The sequence below is a fragment of the Rhodococcus sp. BH4 genome, from assembly GCF_002079265.1.
Taxonomy (GTDB): domain Bacteria; phylum Actinomycetota; class Actinomycetes; order Mycobacteriales; family Mycobacteriaceae; genus Rhodococcus_F; species Rhodococcus_F qingshengii.
Genome location: NZ_CP014941.1, coordinates 534080 through 550756, shown reverse-complemented (window position 1 = coordinate 550756; position 16677 = coordinate 534080). Strand labels below are relative to the sequence as shown.

The window sequence follows — 16677 nt, the reverse complement described above, 5'->3', positions numbered from 1 at the left end:
GCTCACCGCTTCCGCGACTTGGGATCGAGGGCGTCGCGCAGAGCGTCACCCATCATGATGAATCCGAGAACGGTGATCGCCAAAGCCGTTGCCGGGTAGAACAGAATGGTCGAACCCTGACGCAGCGTCACCTGAGCGTTGCTGATGTCGCCGCCCCACGAAACCTCGGTGGACGGAAGACCGATACCGAGGAAGGACAGCGTCGCCTCGGCAACGATGTACGTACCGAGCGAGATGGTGGCGACCACGATGATGGGCGCCAACGAGTTCGGGATGACGTGGCGGATCAGTGTCTTGAGCTTCGAGACACCCAACGCTTCCGAGGCCATGACGTAATCGTTGTTCTTCGCCGAGATCACCGCGCCTCGAGCGATTCTTGCCATCTGCGGCCAGCCGAAGAGCGCCAGCACGCCGACGACGGTCCAGATGGTGCGATCGGTGAACAGCTGCATCAGGACGATGGCAGCCAGGATCAGCGGGATGCCGAAGAAGATGTCGGCGACACGGGAGAGGATCGAATCGGTCCATCCGCCGTAGAAACCGGACAGCGCACCGAAGATCACGCCGATCACCAGCACCGACGCCGTGACGCCGACGCCCACGAGTACGGATGCGCGAGCACCGTAGATGGTGCGCGAGTACACGTCACAGCCCTGGCGGTCAAAACCGAACCAGTGCCCTGAGGTCGGCCCCTGCATGCTGTAGGTCAGGTCGCAGAACCGCGGATCGGTGCTCGTGAACAAGCTCGGAAACGCTGCGATGACGATGACCGCGAGGATGATGATCGTCGAGATGATGAACAGGGGGCGCTTGCGTAGGTCGCGCCACGCATCGGTCCACATGCTGGTCGGCGCCTGATCGAGTTTGACGGCGTCCGTCTCCCCCGGTGCCGCAACTTCGGGCGGTGCCACGAAATGACTTTGCCGGACTGCGCGTCCGGTCTTCACGGTCTCAGACATAGCGGATCCTCGGATCGAGCGCGGCGTACAAGAGGTCGACGAGCAGATTCGCGATCAGGTAGATCACGATCAGGATGGTGACGAACGAAACCACCGTCGGCGCTTCACCTCTGGTCACGGCCTGGTAGATCGTGCCGCCGACGCCGTTGATGTTGAAGATGCCCTCGGTGACGATGGCGCCGCCCATCAACGTTGCGAGGTCGGCACCCAGGAACGTGACCACGGGGATCAGCGAGTTGCGCAACACGTGCACGCGAACCACTCGTCCGCGGGAAAGTCCCTTGGCGGTAGCGGTGCGGACGTAATCGGCAGTCAGATTCTCCGCCACGGACGTTCGGGTCAGTCGCAGTACGTACGCAAACGAGACCGAACCCAGAACCAGGGCAGGGAGCAGGAGATTGGTGAAGCTGGTGTTGCCACCGACCGTCGGCGGGACGATGCCCCATTTGACGCCGATGAAGAACTGAGCCAGGAAGCCGATCACGAAGATCGGGATGGCGATGAGAACGAGGCTGAACAGCAGGACGGTGCTGTCGAAGAATCCGCCCTTACGCAGGCCGGCGATGAGGCCGAAGCCGACACCGAAGACGGTCTCGACGATCAGTGCCATGAAGGCAAGTTTCATCGTGATCGGAAATGCCTGTGCCAGAACTTCACTGACAGGTCGTCCGGAGAACGACGTGCCGAAGTCCAGCGTGAAGATGCCCTTCAGGTACAGCAGGTACTGCTGATAGAAGGGCAGATCGAGGTGGTAGCGCTCCCGAAGCTGTGCTGCCACAGCCGGACTGAGCGCCTTGTCGCCCGCCAACGCGGCAATCGGATCACCGGGAAGCAGGAAGACCATGGCGTAGATCAGAAGAGTGGCCCCGAGAAAAACCGGGATCATTTGAAGCACTCGGCGACCGATGTACCAGAGCATCGGATCACCTCCTTGTCGATGATCGTGTACGTCAGCGGACAGTCCGGTGTGAACACGAGTTCGGGACGGCAGGCAGGGCGCCTGCCGCCCCGAACTCACGTTTCAGATGCGGATCGTTCTACGCGTCAGTTCTTTTCGATGTCTTCGTAGACCGGAACACCGTTCCAGCTGATGGTCACGTTGGAAACGTTCTCCGACCATCCACTGGCAGCGTTGCGGTACCACGTCGGAACTGCGGGCAGGTCCTTGAGCAGGACTTCCTGGGCCTGATCGAGCAGTTCCTGAGCCTTCGCCTGATCGGTCTGGCCGGCCGATTCGCGCAGGAGGCGGTCGAACTCGGGGTTGGAGTACTCACCGTCGTTGGAGCTGCCGCCGGTCTGGTAGTTCTGCGCCAGGAAGCCGTACTGCTGCGGGTAGTCGCCCTGCCAACCGGAGCGGAAAGAGCTCTGGATGGTGCGGTCGGTGGCTTCGGTGCGGATCTGAGCGAAGGTGGCGTACTGCTTGCCCTTTGCGTCGATACCGAGGGTGTTGCGGATGCTGTTCGCCGTGGCATCGACCCATTCCTGGTGTCCGCCGTCGGAGTTGTAGGCGATCTCGAAGCTGCCGGACCACGGTGCGATGGCGTCGGCCTTGGCCCAAGCAGCCTTGGCCGCCTCGGGATCGAACTTCACGTTGCTGTTACCGGTCAGCGAGTCGTTCCAGCCCTTGATTGCGGGGCTGGTGAAGTCGAGTGCAGGCGTCCTGGTCTTGTTGAAGATCTGCTGGGTGATCTGATCGCGGTTGATCGCCATCGAGATCGCCTGACGGCGGAGCATGCCCTCTTCGCCGCTGAAGTGCGGCAGGCGACCCGGGATCGTGAACGTCTCGATGGTTGCCGACGGCTGGTTGACGGTGCGTCCGGGCAGGTCCGACTCGAAGGTCGTGACGGCGCTCGGCGGAACCTGGTCGAGAACGTCGACGTTGTTGGCCAGGAGATCGGTGTACGCCGTGTCGAGGCTGTTGTACATGATGAAGTCGACGCCGGCGTTCTTCGGCTTACGGTTGCCGTTGTAGTCCGGGTTCACGACGGTGTCGATGCGGACGTTGTGCTGCCACGCGCCGGTTCCGTCGAGCTTGTACGGGCCGTTGCCGATCGGGTTCTCACCGAAGGCGGTCATGTCCTTGAACGCGACCTCGGGCAGCGGGTAGTACGCCGTGAAGCCGAGGCGATCGGGGAACGCCGACTCGGGCTGCTTGAGTTCGATGGTGAAGGTGGAGTCGTCCACAACCTTCAGACCCGACATGGTCTGTGCCGTCGGAACCTCGGCGGCAACTTCGTCGTAGCCCTTGATCGGATCGAAGAACGATGCCTGAAGCTGAGCGTTGGTGGAGAGGGCGCCGTAGTTCCACGCGTCGACGAACGACTTCGCGGTGACGGGGGTGCCGTCCGTGAAGGTCCAACCGTCCTTGAGCTTGACGGTGAAGTTCTGACCGTCGGTGCTCTCGATGGACTCGGCAACCTCGTTCTCCGTACCGCCGTCTGCGGTGTACGAAACGAGACCGGAGAACAGCGAGTCGAGGACGCGGCCGCCCATGTTCTCACTCGTGTTCGTGGGGATCAACGGGTTCTGAGGCTCGCCCGCCCAGGCGTTGACGACGCCACTGGACGATCCGCCCGACGAATCGCCGGACGAACATGCCGTGATCAGCACTGCCGTCATTCCGAGCGCGACCGCGCCCGTCGCTATGCGTGAGATACGCAAAGGAATTCCTTCCACATCTAAGTGACCCCGAGCATGCTCGCGGCCTGCCGACAGCCGTAACTGCCGGCGTCGTGTCGCCTACAACTGAAAGTGAACGTGACTTCGAGTTGTGGTCGAATAATGGTTTGACAATAGACACATCCGACGCGGGGCGCGCATCGCACCCATTGTCCGCAATTCCGAGGGAAATCTGTCCGCGCCCATTCACTCGTCGGCGGAAGCGACCACCCGTCGCATCAATTCGACCGATCGTCGCAGGACAACGGGTTGCAACGTGATGCAACGGTGCGTTTACGCGAGCTTGTGACTACCCTCACACGGAGTCAGAAAAGTGTCGATCAAAGTGGAAAGAAGGCCGTCAGCCATGACAAGCGCAGCCGAAACAGACGTCCCCCAGGCGTATCCGCCGAGCGCAGAGTTCGCTGCGGCCGCCAACGCGGGACCGGAGTTGCAGGCTGCCGCAGATACCGACCGCCTCGCTTTCTGGGCGAATCAGGCTGAGCGCCTTCACTGGCACGAGAAATGGACCGACGTCCTCGACTGGACCGACGCCCCCGTCGCCAAGTGGTTCGTCGGCGGAAAGCTCAACGTCGCCTACAACTGCGTCGACCGCCACGTCGTCGCCGGCAACGGCGACCGCATCGCCATCCACTTCGAAGGCGAACCAGGCGATTCCCGCGACCTGACCTACAACGACCTCCTCGCCGAAGTCAGCCGCGCCGCAAATACTTTCACCGACCTCGGCCTCGTCGCCGGTGACCGCGTAGCGATCTACATGCCGATGATCCCCGAAGCGATCGTCACCATGCTCGCCTGCGCCCGCCTCGGCCTGACCCACTCGGTCGTCTTCGCCGGATTCTCCGCCACCGCCCTACGCTCACGCATCGACGACGCCCAAGCCAAACTCGTGGTCACCGTCGACGGGCAGTGGCGACGCGGCGCAGCAGCACCCATCAAAACAGCGGTCGACGAATCCGTCGCCGGCGCCGAATCCGTCCAGAACGTGTTGGTGGTCAACCGGACCGGCATCGACGTCGACTGGACCGACGGCCGCGACCTGTGGTGGCACGAAACCGTCGCACAGGCCTCACCCGAGCACGAGGCGCAGGCCTTCGACGCCGAGCATCCCCTGTTCATTCTCTACACCTCCGGCACCACCGGAAAGCCCAAGGGCATCATCCACACCTCCGGCGGCTACCTCACCCAGGCCTCGTACACCCACCACAACGTCTTCGATCACAAAGCGGGACAAGACGTCTACTGGTGCACCGCCGACATCGGCTGGGTCACCGGACACTCCTACATCGTCTACGGACCCCTCTCGAACGGCGTCACCCAGGTCGTCTACGAAGGCACCCCCAACTCCCCGAACGAGCACCGCCACTTCGACATCATCGAGAAGTACGGCGTCTCCATCTACTACACCGCACCCACCCTCGTGCGCACGTTCATGAAGTGGGGCCGCGAGATCCCCGACGCCCACGACCTGTCCTCGATCCGCCTCCTCGGATCTGTGGGCGAGCCCATCAACCCCGAAGCGTGGCGCTGGTTCCGAGAGGTCATCGGCGGCAACAAAGCCCCCATCGTCGACACCTGGTGGCAGACCGAGACCGGCGCGATCATGATCTCCCCACTCCCCGGTATCACCGCCACCAAACCCGGATCCGCCATGGCACCACTGCCCGGCATCTCCGCGAAGATCGTCGACGACGACGCCAAGCCCCTCGGCCCCGGCGGCAACGGCTACCTCGTCCTCGACGAGCCGTGGCCGGCGATGCTCCGCGGCATCTGGGGCGACATGGACCGCTACCGCGACACCTACTGGTCCCGCTACGCCGAAGAAGGCTGGTACTTCGCCGGTGACGGCGCCAAGTACGACGACGACGGCGCACTCTGGGTCCTCGGCCGCGTCGACGACGTCATGAACGTCTCCGGTCACCGCATCTCCACCTCCGAAGTGGAATCAGCACTGGTGAACCATCACGGAGTCGCCGAAGCCGCCGTCGTCGGTGCCGCCGACGAGACCACCGGACAGGGCATCGTCGCGTTCGTCATCCTCCGTGAAGGCGTCGAGAACACCGGCGACGTCCTCATCGCCGAACTCAAGGCTCAGGTCTCCACCGACATCAGCCCCATCGCCAAACCGCGTCAGATCACGATCGTGCCGGAACTGCCGAAGACCCGGTCCGGCAAGATCATGCGCCGCCTCCTGCGCGACGTCGCCGAAGGCCGCGACCTCGGAGACACCTCGACCCTGGTCGACCCCAAGGTATTCGACGCCATCCGCGGCAAGTAGGGCCTTCGGCCCCTGTGCGCCTTTTTGGTAGTCCCCACTACCGGAAAGGCACACAGGGGCGAAGCCCCTCTCGCAACTTCACTTCCTCTTTCGACGTCAGCCAGGACTCCTCGGCTACGCGGATGTCTGCGGCAACCCTCTTGTGCAAGGACTTTCCGCGCGAGGAGAGAAACACGCGTACCTTCCGACGGTCGTCCTCCCCGACTTCGCGGTAGATGAGCGCGAGCGAGACCAACTTGTCCGCAACTCGCGTCAGCGTCGGAGCCGGTGTTCCCGTTCGATCGCGCAGCTCAGCCATCGTCAGCCCCTCGGTCGACGCCAGGGCTTCGAGCGTCATCCAGTGATCAAGAGTGAGATTCTCTGCCGCCAGCGCCTTCTCCGCCGCTGCCGCGGCCATTCGAGCTGCTCGGACCAGCGCAGTCGTCAGCGACGCATCAAGAATTCCGGAGTCACTTTTTCCCACTGATCGCTCCCCCGCTGTTGCGCAGTTCACACTTCTCGGGCAATACTTTCAAATGAAATGATAGTAACCCAGGCCAGGCCGCTGACTCCCGATTCCGGCGGCGACGCATGAGCGCTACCGGCGCGCTGGAACGCGCGCGCAGCGCGGTGTGGCGCCTGGGCATGGTGCTTCCCCTTCAGGGGCCGGCCGGACTGTTCGGCCCCTCCTGCGAAGCAATCAGCGAATTGGCCGCCCGCGACCTCAACAACTCCGGTGGCGTACTGGGACGCGAAGTCCAGATCGAAGTGATCGACGGCGGCGCGACGCCGAGCGTCGTCGCCGCCCGCGTGGGACAACTACTCGACGCCGGCGACATCGACGCCGTCAGCGGTTGGCACATCTCCTCGGTCCGCCACGCACTCGCACCGGTGGTCGCAGGCCGTATTCCGTACTCGTACACCTCGCTCTACGAGGGCGGCGAGGTCAGGTCCGGCATCTACTGCTCGGGTGAGACACCACGTCAGCAGATCGCGCCGGCGCTGAAGTGGCTGCGCGACAACGTCGGAGCGCGTAAGTGGTTTGTCGTCGGGGACGACTACATCTGGCCGCACAGCTCTCTCGGAGCCGTGAGGCAATTCGCCACCGAACTCGATCTCAGCCTGGTCGGCGGTTCGTTTGTCGACCTCGGGCGCGGAAACATGAAGCAGTTGGTCGAGACCGTCTCGAACTCCGGTTGCGACGGCGTGATCATGCTCCTCGTCGGCCAGGACGCCGTCGATTTCAACCGCGCCTTCGCCCGCCGCGGCCTCGACGAGTCGATGATCCGGTTCAGCCCGTTGATGGAAGAGAACATGCTGCTCGCGAGCGGGCCGAGGGCAACCCGCAACCTGTTTGCCTCCGCCGCGTACTTCCGTTCGATGGTCGACGGCAACTCCATGGATCTTCTCGGGCGCTACGTTGCACTGCACGGCGCGCACGCTCCGGCGCTGAACAATGCCGCCGAATCGTGTTACGAAGGGATACATACCCTTTCGGCCCTGGTGCGGCGCGCCGACAGCACTCATCCGCGTGACCTGGACGCCGTCGTCGAGGGTGCCGCGTACGACGGGCCTCGCGGAACCGTCGAGTTTCGTGATCGTGTTGCACGGCAGAAGATTCAGCTCGCCGTCGCCGACGGACTCGACTTCTCGATCATCGCAACGCTCTGAGATTTTCCCTGAGATCTCCCTCTTGACTTCTGTGGCGCGCATCACTTAGTTTCATTTGGAATCATTTCATTTGAAAGTAACCCGTCCCGAAGTAACCGTCCCGAAGTAACCGGAGGTGCCCGATGGGCAGTGTTGGTTTGCTTTACGTGGGAGCCGTCCTCTTCGTCAACGGACTGATGCTGCTCGGCACAGTTCCCGTTCGATCCGCCTCGGTCCTCAACCTCTTCGTCGGCGCACTTCAATGCGTCGTCCCCACCGTCATGTTGATTCAGGCTCAGGGAGATTCGAGTGCCGTCCTGGCGGCCTCAGGGCTCTATCTGTTCGGATTCACCTATCTCTACGTGGGCATCAGCAATCTCGCCGGCTTCGAGCCGGAAGGAATCGGGTGGTTCTCGCTGTTCGTCGCGTGCGCCGCGCTCGTGTACTCCTTCCTCTCTTTCACAGTGAGCAACGACCCCGTCTTCGGGGTCATCTGGCTCGCATGGGCAGCGCTGTGGACGCTGTTCTTCCTGGTAATCGGGCTCGGCCGCGAGAATCTCAGTCGCTTCACCGGCTGGGCAGCGGTCCTCCTGAGCCAGCCCACGTGCACGGTCCCCGCATTTCTGATCCTGACCGACAACTTCCACACCACACCCGCCGTCGCGGCCGGTTGGGCCGGAGCGCTTCTGGTTCTCCTGGGCCTGGCCAAGATCCTCGCTGCACCCAAAACCGCAGTACACCAATCCCGTCCAGTCTTCAACTGATCGACACAACCAAGGAGTGAAAGACAATGCGACACGGTGACATCTCCTCGAGCAACGACACGGTCGGCGTAGCAGTGGTCAACTACAAGATGCCCCGCCTGCACGATCGCGCCGGTGTCCTCGAGAACGCGCGCAAGATCGCCGACATGATGATCGGCATGAAGACCGGCCTCCCCGGAATGGATCTGGTGGTCTTCCCCGAGTACTCCACGCAGGGAATCATGTACAACGAGGAGGAGATGTACGCGACAGCAGCCACCATCCCGGGCGACGAGACCGCGATCTTCTCCGCAGCGTGCCGCGAAGCCGACACGTGGGGAATCTTCTCCATCACCGGCGAACAGCACGAAGACCACCCGAACAAGCCCCCGTACAACACGTTGATCCTCATCGACAACAAGGGCGAGATCGTTCAGAGGTACCGAAAGATCCTGCCCTGGTGCCCCATCGAAGGGTGGTACCCGGGAGACACGACGTATGTCACCGAAGGCCCGAAGGGGCTGAAGATCTCGCTCATCATCTGCGACGACGGCAACTACCCGGAGATCTGGCGCGACTGCGCGATGAAGGGTGCAGAACTGATCGTCCGTTGCCAGGGGTACATGTACCCCGCCAAGGACCAGCAGGTGATGATGTCCAAGGCAATGGCCTGGGCCAACAATTGTTATGTGGCAGTTGCCAATGCGGCCGGATTCGACGGCGTCTACTCCTACTTCGGACACTCCGCGATCATCGGATTCGACGGCCGGACGCTGGGTGAAACCGGCGAAGAAGAATACGGAATCCAGTACGCGCAGCTTTCCGTCTCAGCCATTCGCGACGCACGCGAGAACGATCAGTCCCAGAACCACATCTTCAAACTCCTCCATCGCGGCTACTCCGGTGTCCACGCAGCAGGTGACGGAGACAAGGGCGTCGCGGACTGCCCGTTCGAGTTCTACAAGCTGTGGGTCACCGACGCCCAGAAGGCTCAGGAACGCGTCGAGGCCATCACCCGAGACACAGTGGGTGTAGCGGATTGTCGCGTTGGAAACCTGCCGGTCGAGAAGACAATCGAAGCGTAAGGATCTCACTGTGCCTTATATCACCGACATGCTCCATGACCGGAACAGTGCAGCAGCACCACCGCCGGCCGAGGAACGAACCGAACCCGTACCGGTCGGGGCCTTCGACGCTCGCAAGCTCTCGAAAGCCCTGAGTTCCAAGATCGTCGGACAACAGGCCGCCGTCGACGCAGTGGTTCGTGCGATTTCGATCGCGCATGTCGGTGCCACGGATCCGACGCGTCCGCTCGCAAACATCCTTCTCGTTGGCCCGACCGGCGTCGGCAAGACGGAATTGGTGCGGCGCGTGGCCGCAGAACTACGGTCAGGACCCGATGATCTGTGCCGCATAGACATGAATGCTCTTGCGCAAGAGCATTATGCGGCGTCGTTCTCCGGGGCTCCACCTGGATATGCCGGTAGCAAGGAGTCCTTCACGCTGTTCGACAAGAACACCGTCGAGGGCGATCCGTACACCCCCGGAATCGTCCTGTTCGACGAAGTGGAGAAGGCCGACCCCACCGTGCTGCGTGCGCTCCTGCAGGTCCTCGACAACGGCGAACTCCGGTTGGCGAACGGTCAGCAGAAGATCTCGTTCCGCAACAGCTACGTGTTCCTGACCTCGAATCTCGGCTCTGCTGCGGTGGCAGAACGTCGGCGATCCCACCTGCGGCAGCTCGCCGATCGCGTCCGGATCGATCGACCGCGCCATGGTCATCATCTGGTGCAACGCGCGTTGGAGAAGTTCTTCGACCCCGAATTCTTCAACCGCATCGACGAAACCGTGATCCTCGACGAGTTCGACGAACAGACCGCGGAACAAGTGACCCGTCTCGAGATCGAACTGATCACGACTCGGTTGGCCAGGAGAGGCATCGACGTCGAGGTGGAGGACTGCGCCGTCGCCCTGTTGCAACGGCGCGGGTTCGACCCGGTGTACGGAGCACGTGGCCTGCGCCGCACCATCCGGAACGTCTTGGCCGACCCGGTGGCCGCCGCCGTTCTCGACCTTCGGCCGGTCGGGACGCAACCACTCGCCTTGCAGGCGCGGGCAGTTGGTGATCAGATACAGGTAAAGAAAGTCCCATGAGTGCTCGCTCACGTTGCGGATCGAATCCGCAACGTGGGCGACACATTTCAAACATGTCCGCGTAACGCCACCTCCCTAGGTTGGGTGCCTGCACCACAAAGTGCACATGCACAGGCACCCAGGGGAAGTGACGTCATGACAGCAGTGAACGAGCAGGTGTCCGCCGGCGCACCGGACAGGGCAGATCTCGGTGAGAATGCCGCACTGAAGGAGACTCTGGAGGACTACACCCTCCGATTTGCGCCACGCAGCTACCGCAAATGGGGAACCGGCGTCGTCGCGACCTCCGCGCTCGGCGGAATCGCGTATCTCGCAGACTTCTCGATCGGCGCCAACATCGGCATCTCGTACGGCACCGGTAACGCATTGCTGGGCATCGCCGTGTTTGCCGTCGTCATCATGGCGACCGGCTTCCCACTTGCCTACTATGCCGCGCGATACAATATCGACCTCGATTTGATCACTCGCGGAAGCGGTTTCGGCTACTACGGCTCGGTGGTCACCAACGTCATCTTCGCGACGTTCACCTTCATCTTCTTCGCGCTCGAAGGTTCCATCATGGCCCAGGGTTTGAAACTGGGGCTCGGGATCCCACTCTCGATCGGCTACGCGGTCTCGACCCTGATGGTCATTCCACTGGTCATCTACGGAATGAAGGCTCTGGCAAAGCTCCAAGTGTGGACGACGCCTCTGTGGCTCGTCATGATGGTGCTGCCGTTCCTGTATCTGCTGTTCAAGCACCCTGATTCGGTGAGCGCGTTCTTCGCCTTCGGCGGTGAGGACGGCGCAAACGGCAAGGGCGTCAACTTCGGATCGGTGATGCTGGCCGCGGGTGTCTGCTTGTCGCTGATCGCACAGATCGCCGAGCAGATCGACTACCTACGCTTCATGCCGCCCAAGACGCCGGAAAACACCCGCCGTTGGTGGGCTGCAGTAATTCTCGCCGGCCCCGGCTGGGTGATCTTCGGCGCGTTCAAGCAGATCGTCGGACTGTTCCTCGCCGTGTACATCATCGCGAACGTCGTCGACGGATCCTCGATCGCCAACCAGCCCGTGCACCAGTTCCTCGAGATCTACCAGGACATGATGCCTCACTGGCTGGCCATGACGCTGGCCGTGATCCTCGTGGTCATCAGCCAGATCAAGATCAACGTCACCAACGCGTACTCCGGCTCACTGGCCTGGACCAACTCGTACACCCGCGTCACCAAGACCTACCCCGGACGCATGGTCTTCGTTCTGGTCAACCTGGCGATCGCACTGATCTTGATGGAAGCCAACATGTTCGACTTCCTCAACACGATCCTGGGCTTCTACGCCAACTGCGGTATCGCCTGGGTCGTGGTCGTCGCCTCGGACATCGCGATCAACAAGTACTGGTTGAAGCTCTCCCCGAAAGTCCCCGAGTTCCGACGCGGGATGCTCTACGACGTCAACCCCGTCGGCTTCGTGTCGATGCTGCTGGCCGCGGGCATTTCGATCCTGGTGTTCTTCGGTGCTTTCGGTTCGGCGATCAAGCCGTTCTCCCCGATCGTCGCAATCGTCATCGCGCTGGTGATGCCGCCGGTCCTGGCCGTCGCCACCAAGGGAAAGTACTACCTACGACGCACCGACGACGGCATCGATCTGCCAATGTTCGACGAGTACGGGAACCCTTCCGGTGAAACGCTTCTGTGCTGCGTCAGCGGAATCGAATTCGAGCGTCCCGACATGCTCGCGTCGAACGTTCCCGGCCCGAACGGCGAGAAGCAGTACATCAGCTCCCTGGCCTTGAGCACCGACAAGACCGGTGAGCACGTCCTGCCTGCTCAGCTTCCCTGACAACTGCTGTGCGCCTTTATTAACCGCCGGGGGTTAATAAAGGCGCACAGCAGGGTTATGCCCCTACATCGTCGAGCGACTCACCCTTCGTCTCACGCATGACCAGCAGCGCGACAAAAGTCAGCGTCGCCGCTACGAGAAGATAGATGCCGACCCAACCGACGCCGTAGTTCTTCGCGAGGTAGACGGCGATGAACGGCGCCACCGCTGCGCCCAGAATACTGGCCGTGTTGTACGCGATTCCCGAGCCCGTGTAGCGGACGTTGGTCGGGAAGAGTTCCGGGAGAACGGCACTCATCGGGCCGAAGGTCAGGCCCATGAGCAGCATGCCCACGATGAGGAACGCCAACATGCGACCGTCGTTCATTCCGTCCGGTTCGAGGAAGACACCGAAGGTCAAGCCGAACACCATGATCAGACCGGTGATGATCAGCAAGGTGATACGACGCCCGTAACGGTCGGCGAGCCAACCCGAGACCGGCACGGCGGCAGCGAAGAACACGACTGCGATCAACTGCAGGACAAGGAAATCGGTGTACTTGAAGCCCGCACCGGTTCCACCGTCGGCCGGCGTCTTGCCGGTTCCGTGGCTGAGAACCCAGGTGGTCATGATGTAGAACAGCGTGTACGTCGCGAGCATCACGAACGTACCGACGATCAGCTGACGCCAGCTGGTCTTGAATACCTCGGCGACCGGAGTCTTGACCTTCTCGCCGCGCTCGACTGCACGCGCGAACACCGGGGTTTCCTCGAGCTTGAGCCGGACGTACAGGCCGATCATCACCATGATTGCGCTGAGCAGGAACGGAATTCGCCATCCCCAGCTCAGGAAGGCGCCCTCGAGGTCCGGGCTGGAATTGTCGTGGTTCATGAACAACGTGATGATCAGGAACAGTCCGTTGGCCATGAAGAAGCCGATGGGCGCACCGAGTTGCGGCCACATCGCCGCCCAGGCCCGCTTGCCTTCCTTGGCTGTCTCGGTCGCGAGCAGCGCCGCACCCGACCATTCGCCGCCGAGCCCGAGACCCTGGCAGAAACGCATGAGCGCCAACAACGCCGGGGCCAGCAGTCCGATCTGGTGATAAGTGGGCAGCAGTCCGATGAGGAAGGTCGCGATGCCCATCGTCAGCAGCGAGCCGACCAGAGTTGCCTTGCGTCCGACGCGGTCACCGAAGTGTCCGAAGAGAATCGAACCGAGGGGACGGGCGACGAACGCGAGTCCGAACGTCGCCAACGACGCGAGAAGCGCGGTGGTGTCGTTGCCCTTCGGGAAGAACAGGTGCGGGAACACCGATACTGCCGCTGTTGCATAGATGTAGAAGTCGTAGAACTCGATGGACGTACCCACCATGCTGGCGACCACGATTCGGCTGCGCGGCACTCCGGCGACGGTATCTGCGTCGCCGCCCTCCGGCTTGGGTGGATTCTCACTGACTGACGTGCTCAAAACATGCTCCTGCGCCGTTATACGAAAGATGTCCAATTGGTGGGATAGTGTCCCAATCAGTAGGAATTGAACACCCGCGGGGTTTTCCGACGCAAATTCGGTTCGCGAATTCGGCTCAGCGGGCAATCCGCGATAAAATTCCGTAAAGGTGAGCCGGGAAGTCTGGTCGGCACGTGCATTCGATGCGTCACAACGTCGATCACGTTCATGTCTGTTGCATCCGAATTCGGTTGCACGAACAAAGGTCGTCCCCACGCGTGATCTCCACCCTGCGTTCCGAACTGTCCCGCTACCTCCGCACCGAAACGGTGGGCGGATCGATCCTCCTGATCGCTGCCGCCCTCGCTCTGATCTGGGTGAACTCTCCTTTCGGTGAGAGTTACATCGCACTACGTGACTTCCAGATCGGTCCGTCCGCACTCCATCTCGACCTCAGCTTGGGCACGTGGGCGCAGGACGGACTGCTTGCCGTCTTCTTCTTCGTCGCCGGCCTCGAACTCAAACGTGAACTGGTGGTCGGCGAACTCGCGGACCGCAAAGCCGCGATGCTCCCGATCATCGCGGCGTGCGGCGGCGTCCTGGTTCCCGCGATCATCGCGGCGTCCATCGGTTTCGGCACGCCCGGCATGGACAAGGGCTGGGCCATTCCCGTCGCGACGGACATCGCTTTTGCCCTCGGCGTGCTCGCGCTGACCGGCTCGAAGATCCCGGCGAGCGCCCGAGTTTTCCTGCTCAGCCTGGCCGTCGTCGACGATCTGCTCGCGATCATCCTCATCGCCGTACTGTTCACCGGTTCCCTCGCGATGTTGTGGCTGCTGACCGCGGCCGCAGCCCTGGCTGCCTACGCCTACGCCCAACACAAACGCATCACGACGCCGTTCCTCTACGTCCCGCTGGCACTACTGACCTGGTACGCGATGCACGAAGCGGGGATACACGCCACACTCGCGGGCGTCGCGCTCGGCTTACTCACCCGGGTGAGGCGCGATCCGGACGAGGAGTACGCGCCCGGTAGCCGTCTCGAGCACCGCATTCAGCCTTACTCCGCAGGCTTCTGTGTCCCCGTCTTCGCACTGTTCGCCTCCGGTGTTCCGATCAACGCGGCGGTACTCGGCGACATTTTCACCGACCCAGTAGGGCAATCGGTCGTCGTCGGTCTTCTGGTCGGCAAAACCGTCGGAATCTTCGGAATTTCCCTGCTCGCGATCAAATTGGGGATAGCAACCAAACCCAAGACACTGGAATTGAGAGACATGTTTGCCCTCTCAGTTCTCGGTGGCATCGGGTTCACCGTTAGCCTGCTTGTAGCAGACCTCGCATTGGACGGGGTCGGCGATGGCAGCGAGGCCGAGATAGCGAAGGCCGCAGTTCTCGTGACATCGTTGGTGGCATCGCTGATCGGATCAGCGCTGCTGTGGCGACGTGGACGAGTTCATGCGGCTCGAGACGACGCTTCCACCGCCATTGCCACGGACGCGAGAGAACTACCTGGAGAGGTCGACAAGTGAGCTTGACCAACGGAGAGAGCCAGCGCTTCACCGGAGATGGAGTACCGAACACGGTCTCTTCCATCCCTCTCACCGATGTGGACGCCCGCACGCCGGGCGAGGCCACCATCGGGGCCCTCGTCAAGGACGCGACCGCACAGGTCTCCACCCTCGTGCGCGCCGAGGTCGAACTTGCCAAGGCCGAGGTGACGGGCGAGGTCAAGAAGGGTCTGCAGGGCAGCGTCTTCTTCATCCTGGCCTTCACGGTTCTGCTGTTCAGCTCGTTCTTCTTCTTTTTCTTCCTGGCCGAGATGCTCGACACCTGGGTGCCGCGCTGGCTGGCGTTCCTCATCGTCTTCCTGATCATGGTGGTGACCACCGCGATTCTGGCGCTGCTCGGTTATCTGCGCGTGCGCAAGTTGAGGGCTCCGGAGAAGACGATCGAATCGCTCAAGCAGGCCAAGAACGTCATCCCCGGCAGCCATGACGACGCAAAGCCGTCGGTCGATTTCAACGCGCGCCGGTAGCGAGTCTGATCGAAAGTGGCAGCCCCAGATCCATCCACCGTCAGGTTCGACGGCCCCTGGATTCACCGGGACATTCACGCCAACGGCATCCGGTTTCACGTCGTCGAGGTAGGCGACGCGGAGCCGGATGCTCCGTTGGTGGTGCTTCTGCACGGATTCGCCGACTTCTGGTGGTCCTGGCGCCAACAATTGACGGCACTGTCCGAGCAGGGCTTCCGCGTCGTCGCGATGGACCTTCGTGGGTACGGCGACTCCGACAAGCCCCCTCGTGGCTACGACGGTTGGACGCTCGCCGGTGACGTAGCCGGCCTCATTCGTGCGATGGGTTACGGCAAGGCCACGCTGATCGGTCATGCCGACGGCGGGTTGGTGTGCTGGGCGACCGCGCTCCTGCATCCACGCCTGGTGCGGTCGATAGCGCTGATCTCGTCTCCACACCCGATGGCGCTCAAGAAAGCAGTCGTCCGCGACCCCTATCAGCGCCGCGCGCTTTTGCCCTCGTTCCTGGCCTATCAGGTACCGCTACGCCCGGAACGTCGGTTGACGGCCGACAACGGCGCCGAAGTGGAGCGTCTGGTTCGCTCGCGGTCGGGCCCCACCTGGCCGCAGCAACCCGAATTCGCAGACGTCATGAGCAAGATGCGGTCCGCGATCCGGATCCCGGGCGTCGCGCATTCCACCTTGGAGTACCAGCGTTGGGCCTTCCGCAGCCAGCTCCGCCCCGAGGGCCGACGTTTCATGCGTTTGATGGATCAGGTTCTTCGCATTCCGATCGTCCAGATTCACGGCGAACTCGACCCGTACGTGCTCACCCGTACCGTGCGTCGCGACAAGCACTGGGCTCCCGGCGAGAAACTGCGCACCATTGCCGGAGTCGGTCATTACGCGCATCAGGAAGCCCCCGAGCGCGTCAATCGCGAACTCGGGGACTTCCTCCTTACGGAGAAGTGACC

At 62.3% G+C, this 16677-nt stretch carries 14 protein-coding genes; 9 read left to right on the top strand and 5 right to left on the bottom strand.

Translation table 11 applies throughout. The features are described from left to right. Positions 1-2 precede the first annotated feature (2 nt). The 3 genes from A0W34_RS02615 to A0W34_RS02605 all read right to left on the bottom strand — a co-directional run bounded on the left by A0W34_RS02615 (position 3) and on the right by A0W34_RS02605 (position 3620). On the bottom strand, positions 3-959 hold the full coding sequence (locus A0W34_RS02615; RefSeq protein ID WP_019746638.1) for an ABC transporter permease: 957 nt from the start codon (positions 957-959) through the stop codon (positions 3-5). Further along, on the bottom strand, positions 952-1878 hold the full coding sequence (locus tag A0W34_RS02610) for an ABC transporter permease (RefSeq protein ID WP_019746637.1): 927 nt from the start codon (positions 1876-1878) through the stop codon (positions 952-954). The genes A0W34_RS02615 and A0W34_RS02610 overlap by 8 nt, the downstream gene beginning before the upstream one ends. A gap of 125 nt (positions 1879-2003) precedes the next feature. Further along, on the bottom strand, positions 2004-3620 hold the full coding sequence (locus tag A0W34_RS02605) for a peptide ABC transporter substrate-binding protein (RefSeq protein WP_007732431.1): 1617 nt from the start codon (positions 3618-3620) through the stop codon (positions 2004-2006). A gap of 364 nt (positions 3621-3984) precedes the next feature. Between A0W34_RS02605 and acs the strand changes: the two genes are divergently transcribed. Beyond that, the gene (gene acs / locus A0W34_RS02600) at positions 3985-5916 is read left to right on the top strand and encodes an acetate--CoA ligase (RefSeq protein WP_042446700.1); all 1932 of its coding nucleotides are present in this window, start codon (positions 3985-3987) and stop codon (positions 5914-5916) included. A gap of 37 nt (positions 5917-5953) precedes the next feature. Here the strand turns inward: acs and A0W34_RS02595 are convergent, their stop codons facing one another. Beyond that, complete coding sequence (locus A0W34_RS02595; protein WP_042446697.1) at positions 5954-6379, bottom strand: MarR family transcriptional regulator; 426 nt, start codon at positions 6377-6379, stop codon at positions 5954-5956. Between the two features lie 107 nt (positions 6380-6486). On the opposite strand from A0W34_RS02595, the gene A0W34_RS02590 reads away from it, so the two are divergent. From A0W34_RS02590 to A0W34_RS02570, 5 genes are all read left to right on the top strand, one after another. Next, the gene (locus A0W34_RS02590; protein WP_064073519.1) at positions 6487-7566 is read left to right on the top strand and encodes a substrate-binding domain-containing protein; all 1080 of its coding nucleotides are present in this window, start codon (positions 6487-6489) and stop codon (positions 7564-7566) included. A gap of 122 nt (positions 7567-7688) precedes the next feature. Continuing rightward, complete coding sequence (locus tag A0W34_RS02585; protein ID WP_081557272.1) at positions 7689-8309, top strand: AmiS/UreI family transporter; 621 nt, start codon at positions 7689-7691, stop codon at positions 8307-8309. A gap of 26 nt (positions 8310-8335) precedes the next feature. Beyond that, positions 8336-9373 (top strand): aliphatic amidase, encoded by a 1038-nt coding sequence (locus A0W34_RS02580; protein WP_003946093.1) that lies wholly within the window; start codon positions 8336-8338, stop codon positions 9371-9373. 10 nt (positions 9374-9383) lie between these two features. Further along, complete coding sequence (locus tag A0W34_RS02575; protein WP_063315185.1) at positions 9384-10442, top strand: AAA family ATPase; 1059 nt, start codon at positions 9384-9386, stop codon at positions 10440-10442. A gap of 135 nt (positions 10443-10577) precedes the next feature. Beyond that, the gene (locus A0W34_RS02570) at positions 10578-12263 is read left to right on the top strand and encodes a purine-cytosine permease family protein (protein WP_042446692.1); all 1686 of its coding nucleotides are present in this window, start codon (positions 10578-10580) and stop codon (positions 12261-12263) included. A gap of 55 nt (positions 12264-12318) precedes the next feature. Here the strand turns inward: A0W34_RS02570 and A0W34_RS02565 are convergent, their stop codons facing one another. Continuing rightward, positions 12319-13710 (bottom strand): MFS transporter, encoded by a 1392-nt coding sequence (locus A0W34_RS02565; RefSeq protein ID WP_063315960.1) that lies wholly within the window; start codon positions 13708-13710, stop codon positions 12319-12321. Between the two features lie 173 nt (positions 13711-13883). Here A0W34_RS02565 and nhaA point away from each other — a divergent pair, with 173 nt between their 5' ends. From nhaA to A0W34_RS02550, 3 genes are read left to right on the top strand one after another with little or no spacing between them, the layout of a single operon-like run. Next, positions 13884-15218 carry a Na+/H+ antiporter NhaA gene (nhaA, locus tag A0W34_RS02560; RefSeq protein WP_007732414.1) on the top strand — a complete coding sequence of 445 codons (1335 nt, stop codon included), beginning with the start codon at positions 13884-13886 and terminating at the stop codon, positions 15216-15218. Further along, the gene (locus tag A0W34_RS02555) at positions 15215-15724 is read left to right on the top strand and encodes a phage holin family protein (RefSeq protein ID WP_007732413.1); all 510 of its coding nucleotides are present in this window, start codon (positions 15215-15217) and stop codon (positions 15722-15724) included. The genes nhaA and A0W34_RS02555 overlap by 4 nt, the downstream gene beginning before the upstream one ends. A 15-nt stretch (positions 15725-15739) precedes the next feature. Next, positions 15740-16675: an alpha/beta fold hydrolase gene (locus tag A0W34_RS02550; protein ID WP_064689106.1), complete on the top strand. Its 936-nt coding sequence runs from the start codon at positions 15740-15742 to the stop codon at positions 16673-16675. The last annotated feature ends 2 nt before the right edge of the window (positions 16676-16677 follow it).

Excerpts from the sequence above, each read along its gene's own strand:
- A0W34_RS02615 (WP_019746638.1), bottom strand. The coding sequence starts at position 959 with ATGTCTGAGACCGTGAAGACCGGACGCGCAGTCCGGCAAAGTCATTTC.
- A0W34_RS02610 (WP_019746637.1), bottom strand. The coding sequence starts at position 1,878 with ATGCTCTGGTACATCGGTCGCCGAGTGCTTCAAATGATCCCGGTTTTT.
- acs (WP_042446700.1), top strand. The coding sequence starts at position 3,985 with ATGACAAGCGCAGCCGAAACAGACGTCCCCCAGGCGTATCCGCCGAGC.
- A0W34_RS02590 (WP_064073519.1), top strand. The coding sequence starts at position 6,487 with ATGAGCGCTACCGGCGCGCTGGAACGCGCGCGCAGCGCGGTGTGGCGC.
- A0W34_RS02585 (WP_081557272.1), top strand. The coding sequence starts at position 7,689 with ATGGGCAGTGTTGGTTTGCTTTACGTGGGAGCCGTCCTCTTCGTCAAC.
- A0W34_RS02580 (WP_003946093.1), top strand. The coding sequence starts at position 8,336 with ATGCGACACGGTGACATCTCCTCGAGCAACGACACGGTCGGCGTAGCA.
- A0W34_RS02570 (WP_042446692.1), top strand. The coding sequence starts at position 10,578 with ATGACAGCAGTGAACGAGCAGGTGTCCGCCGGCGCACCGGACAGGGCA.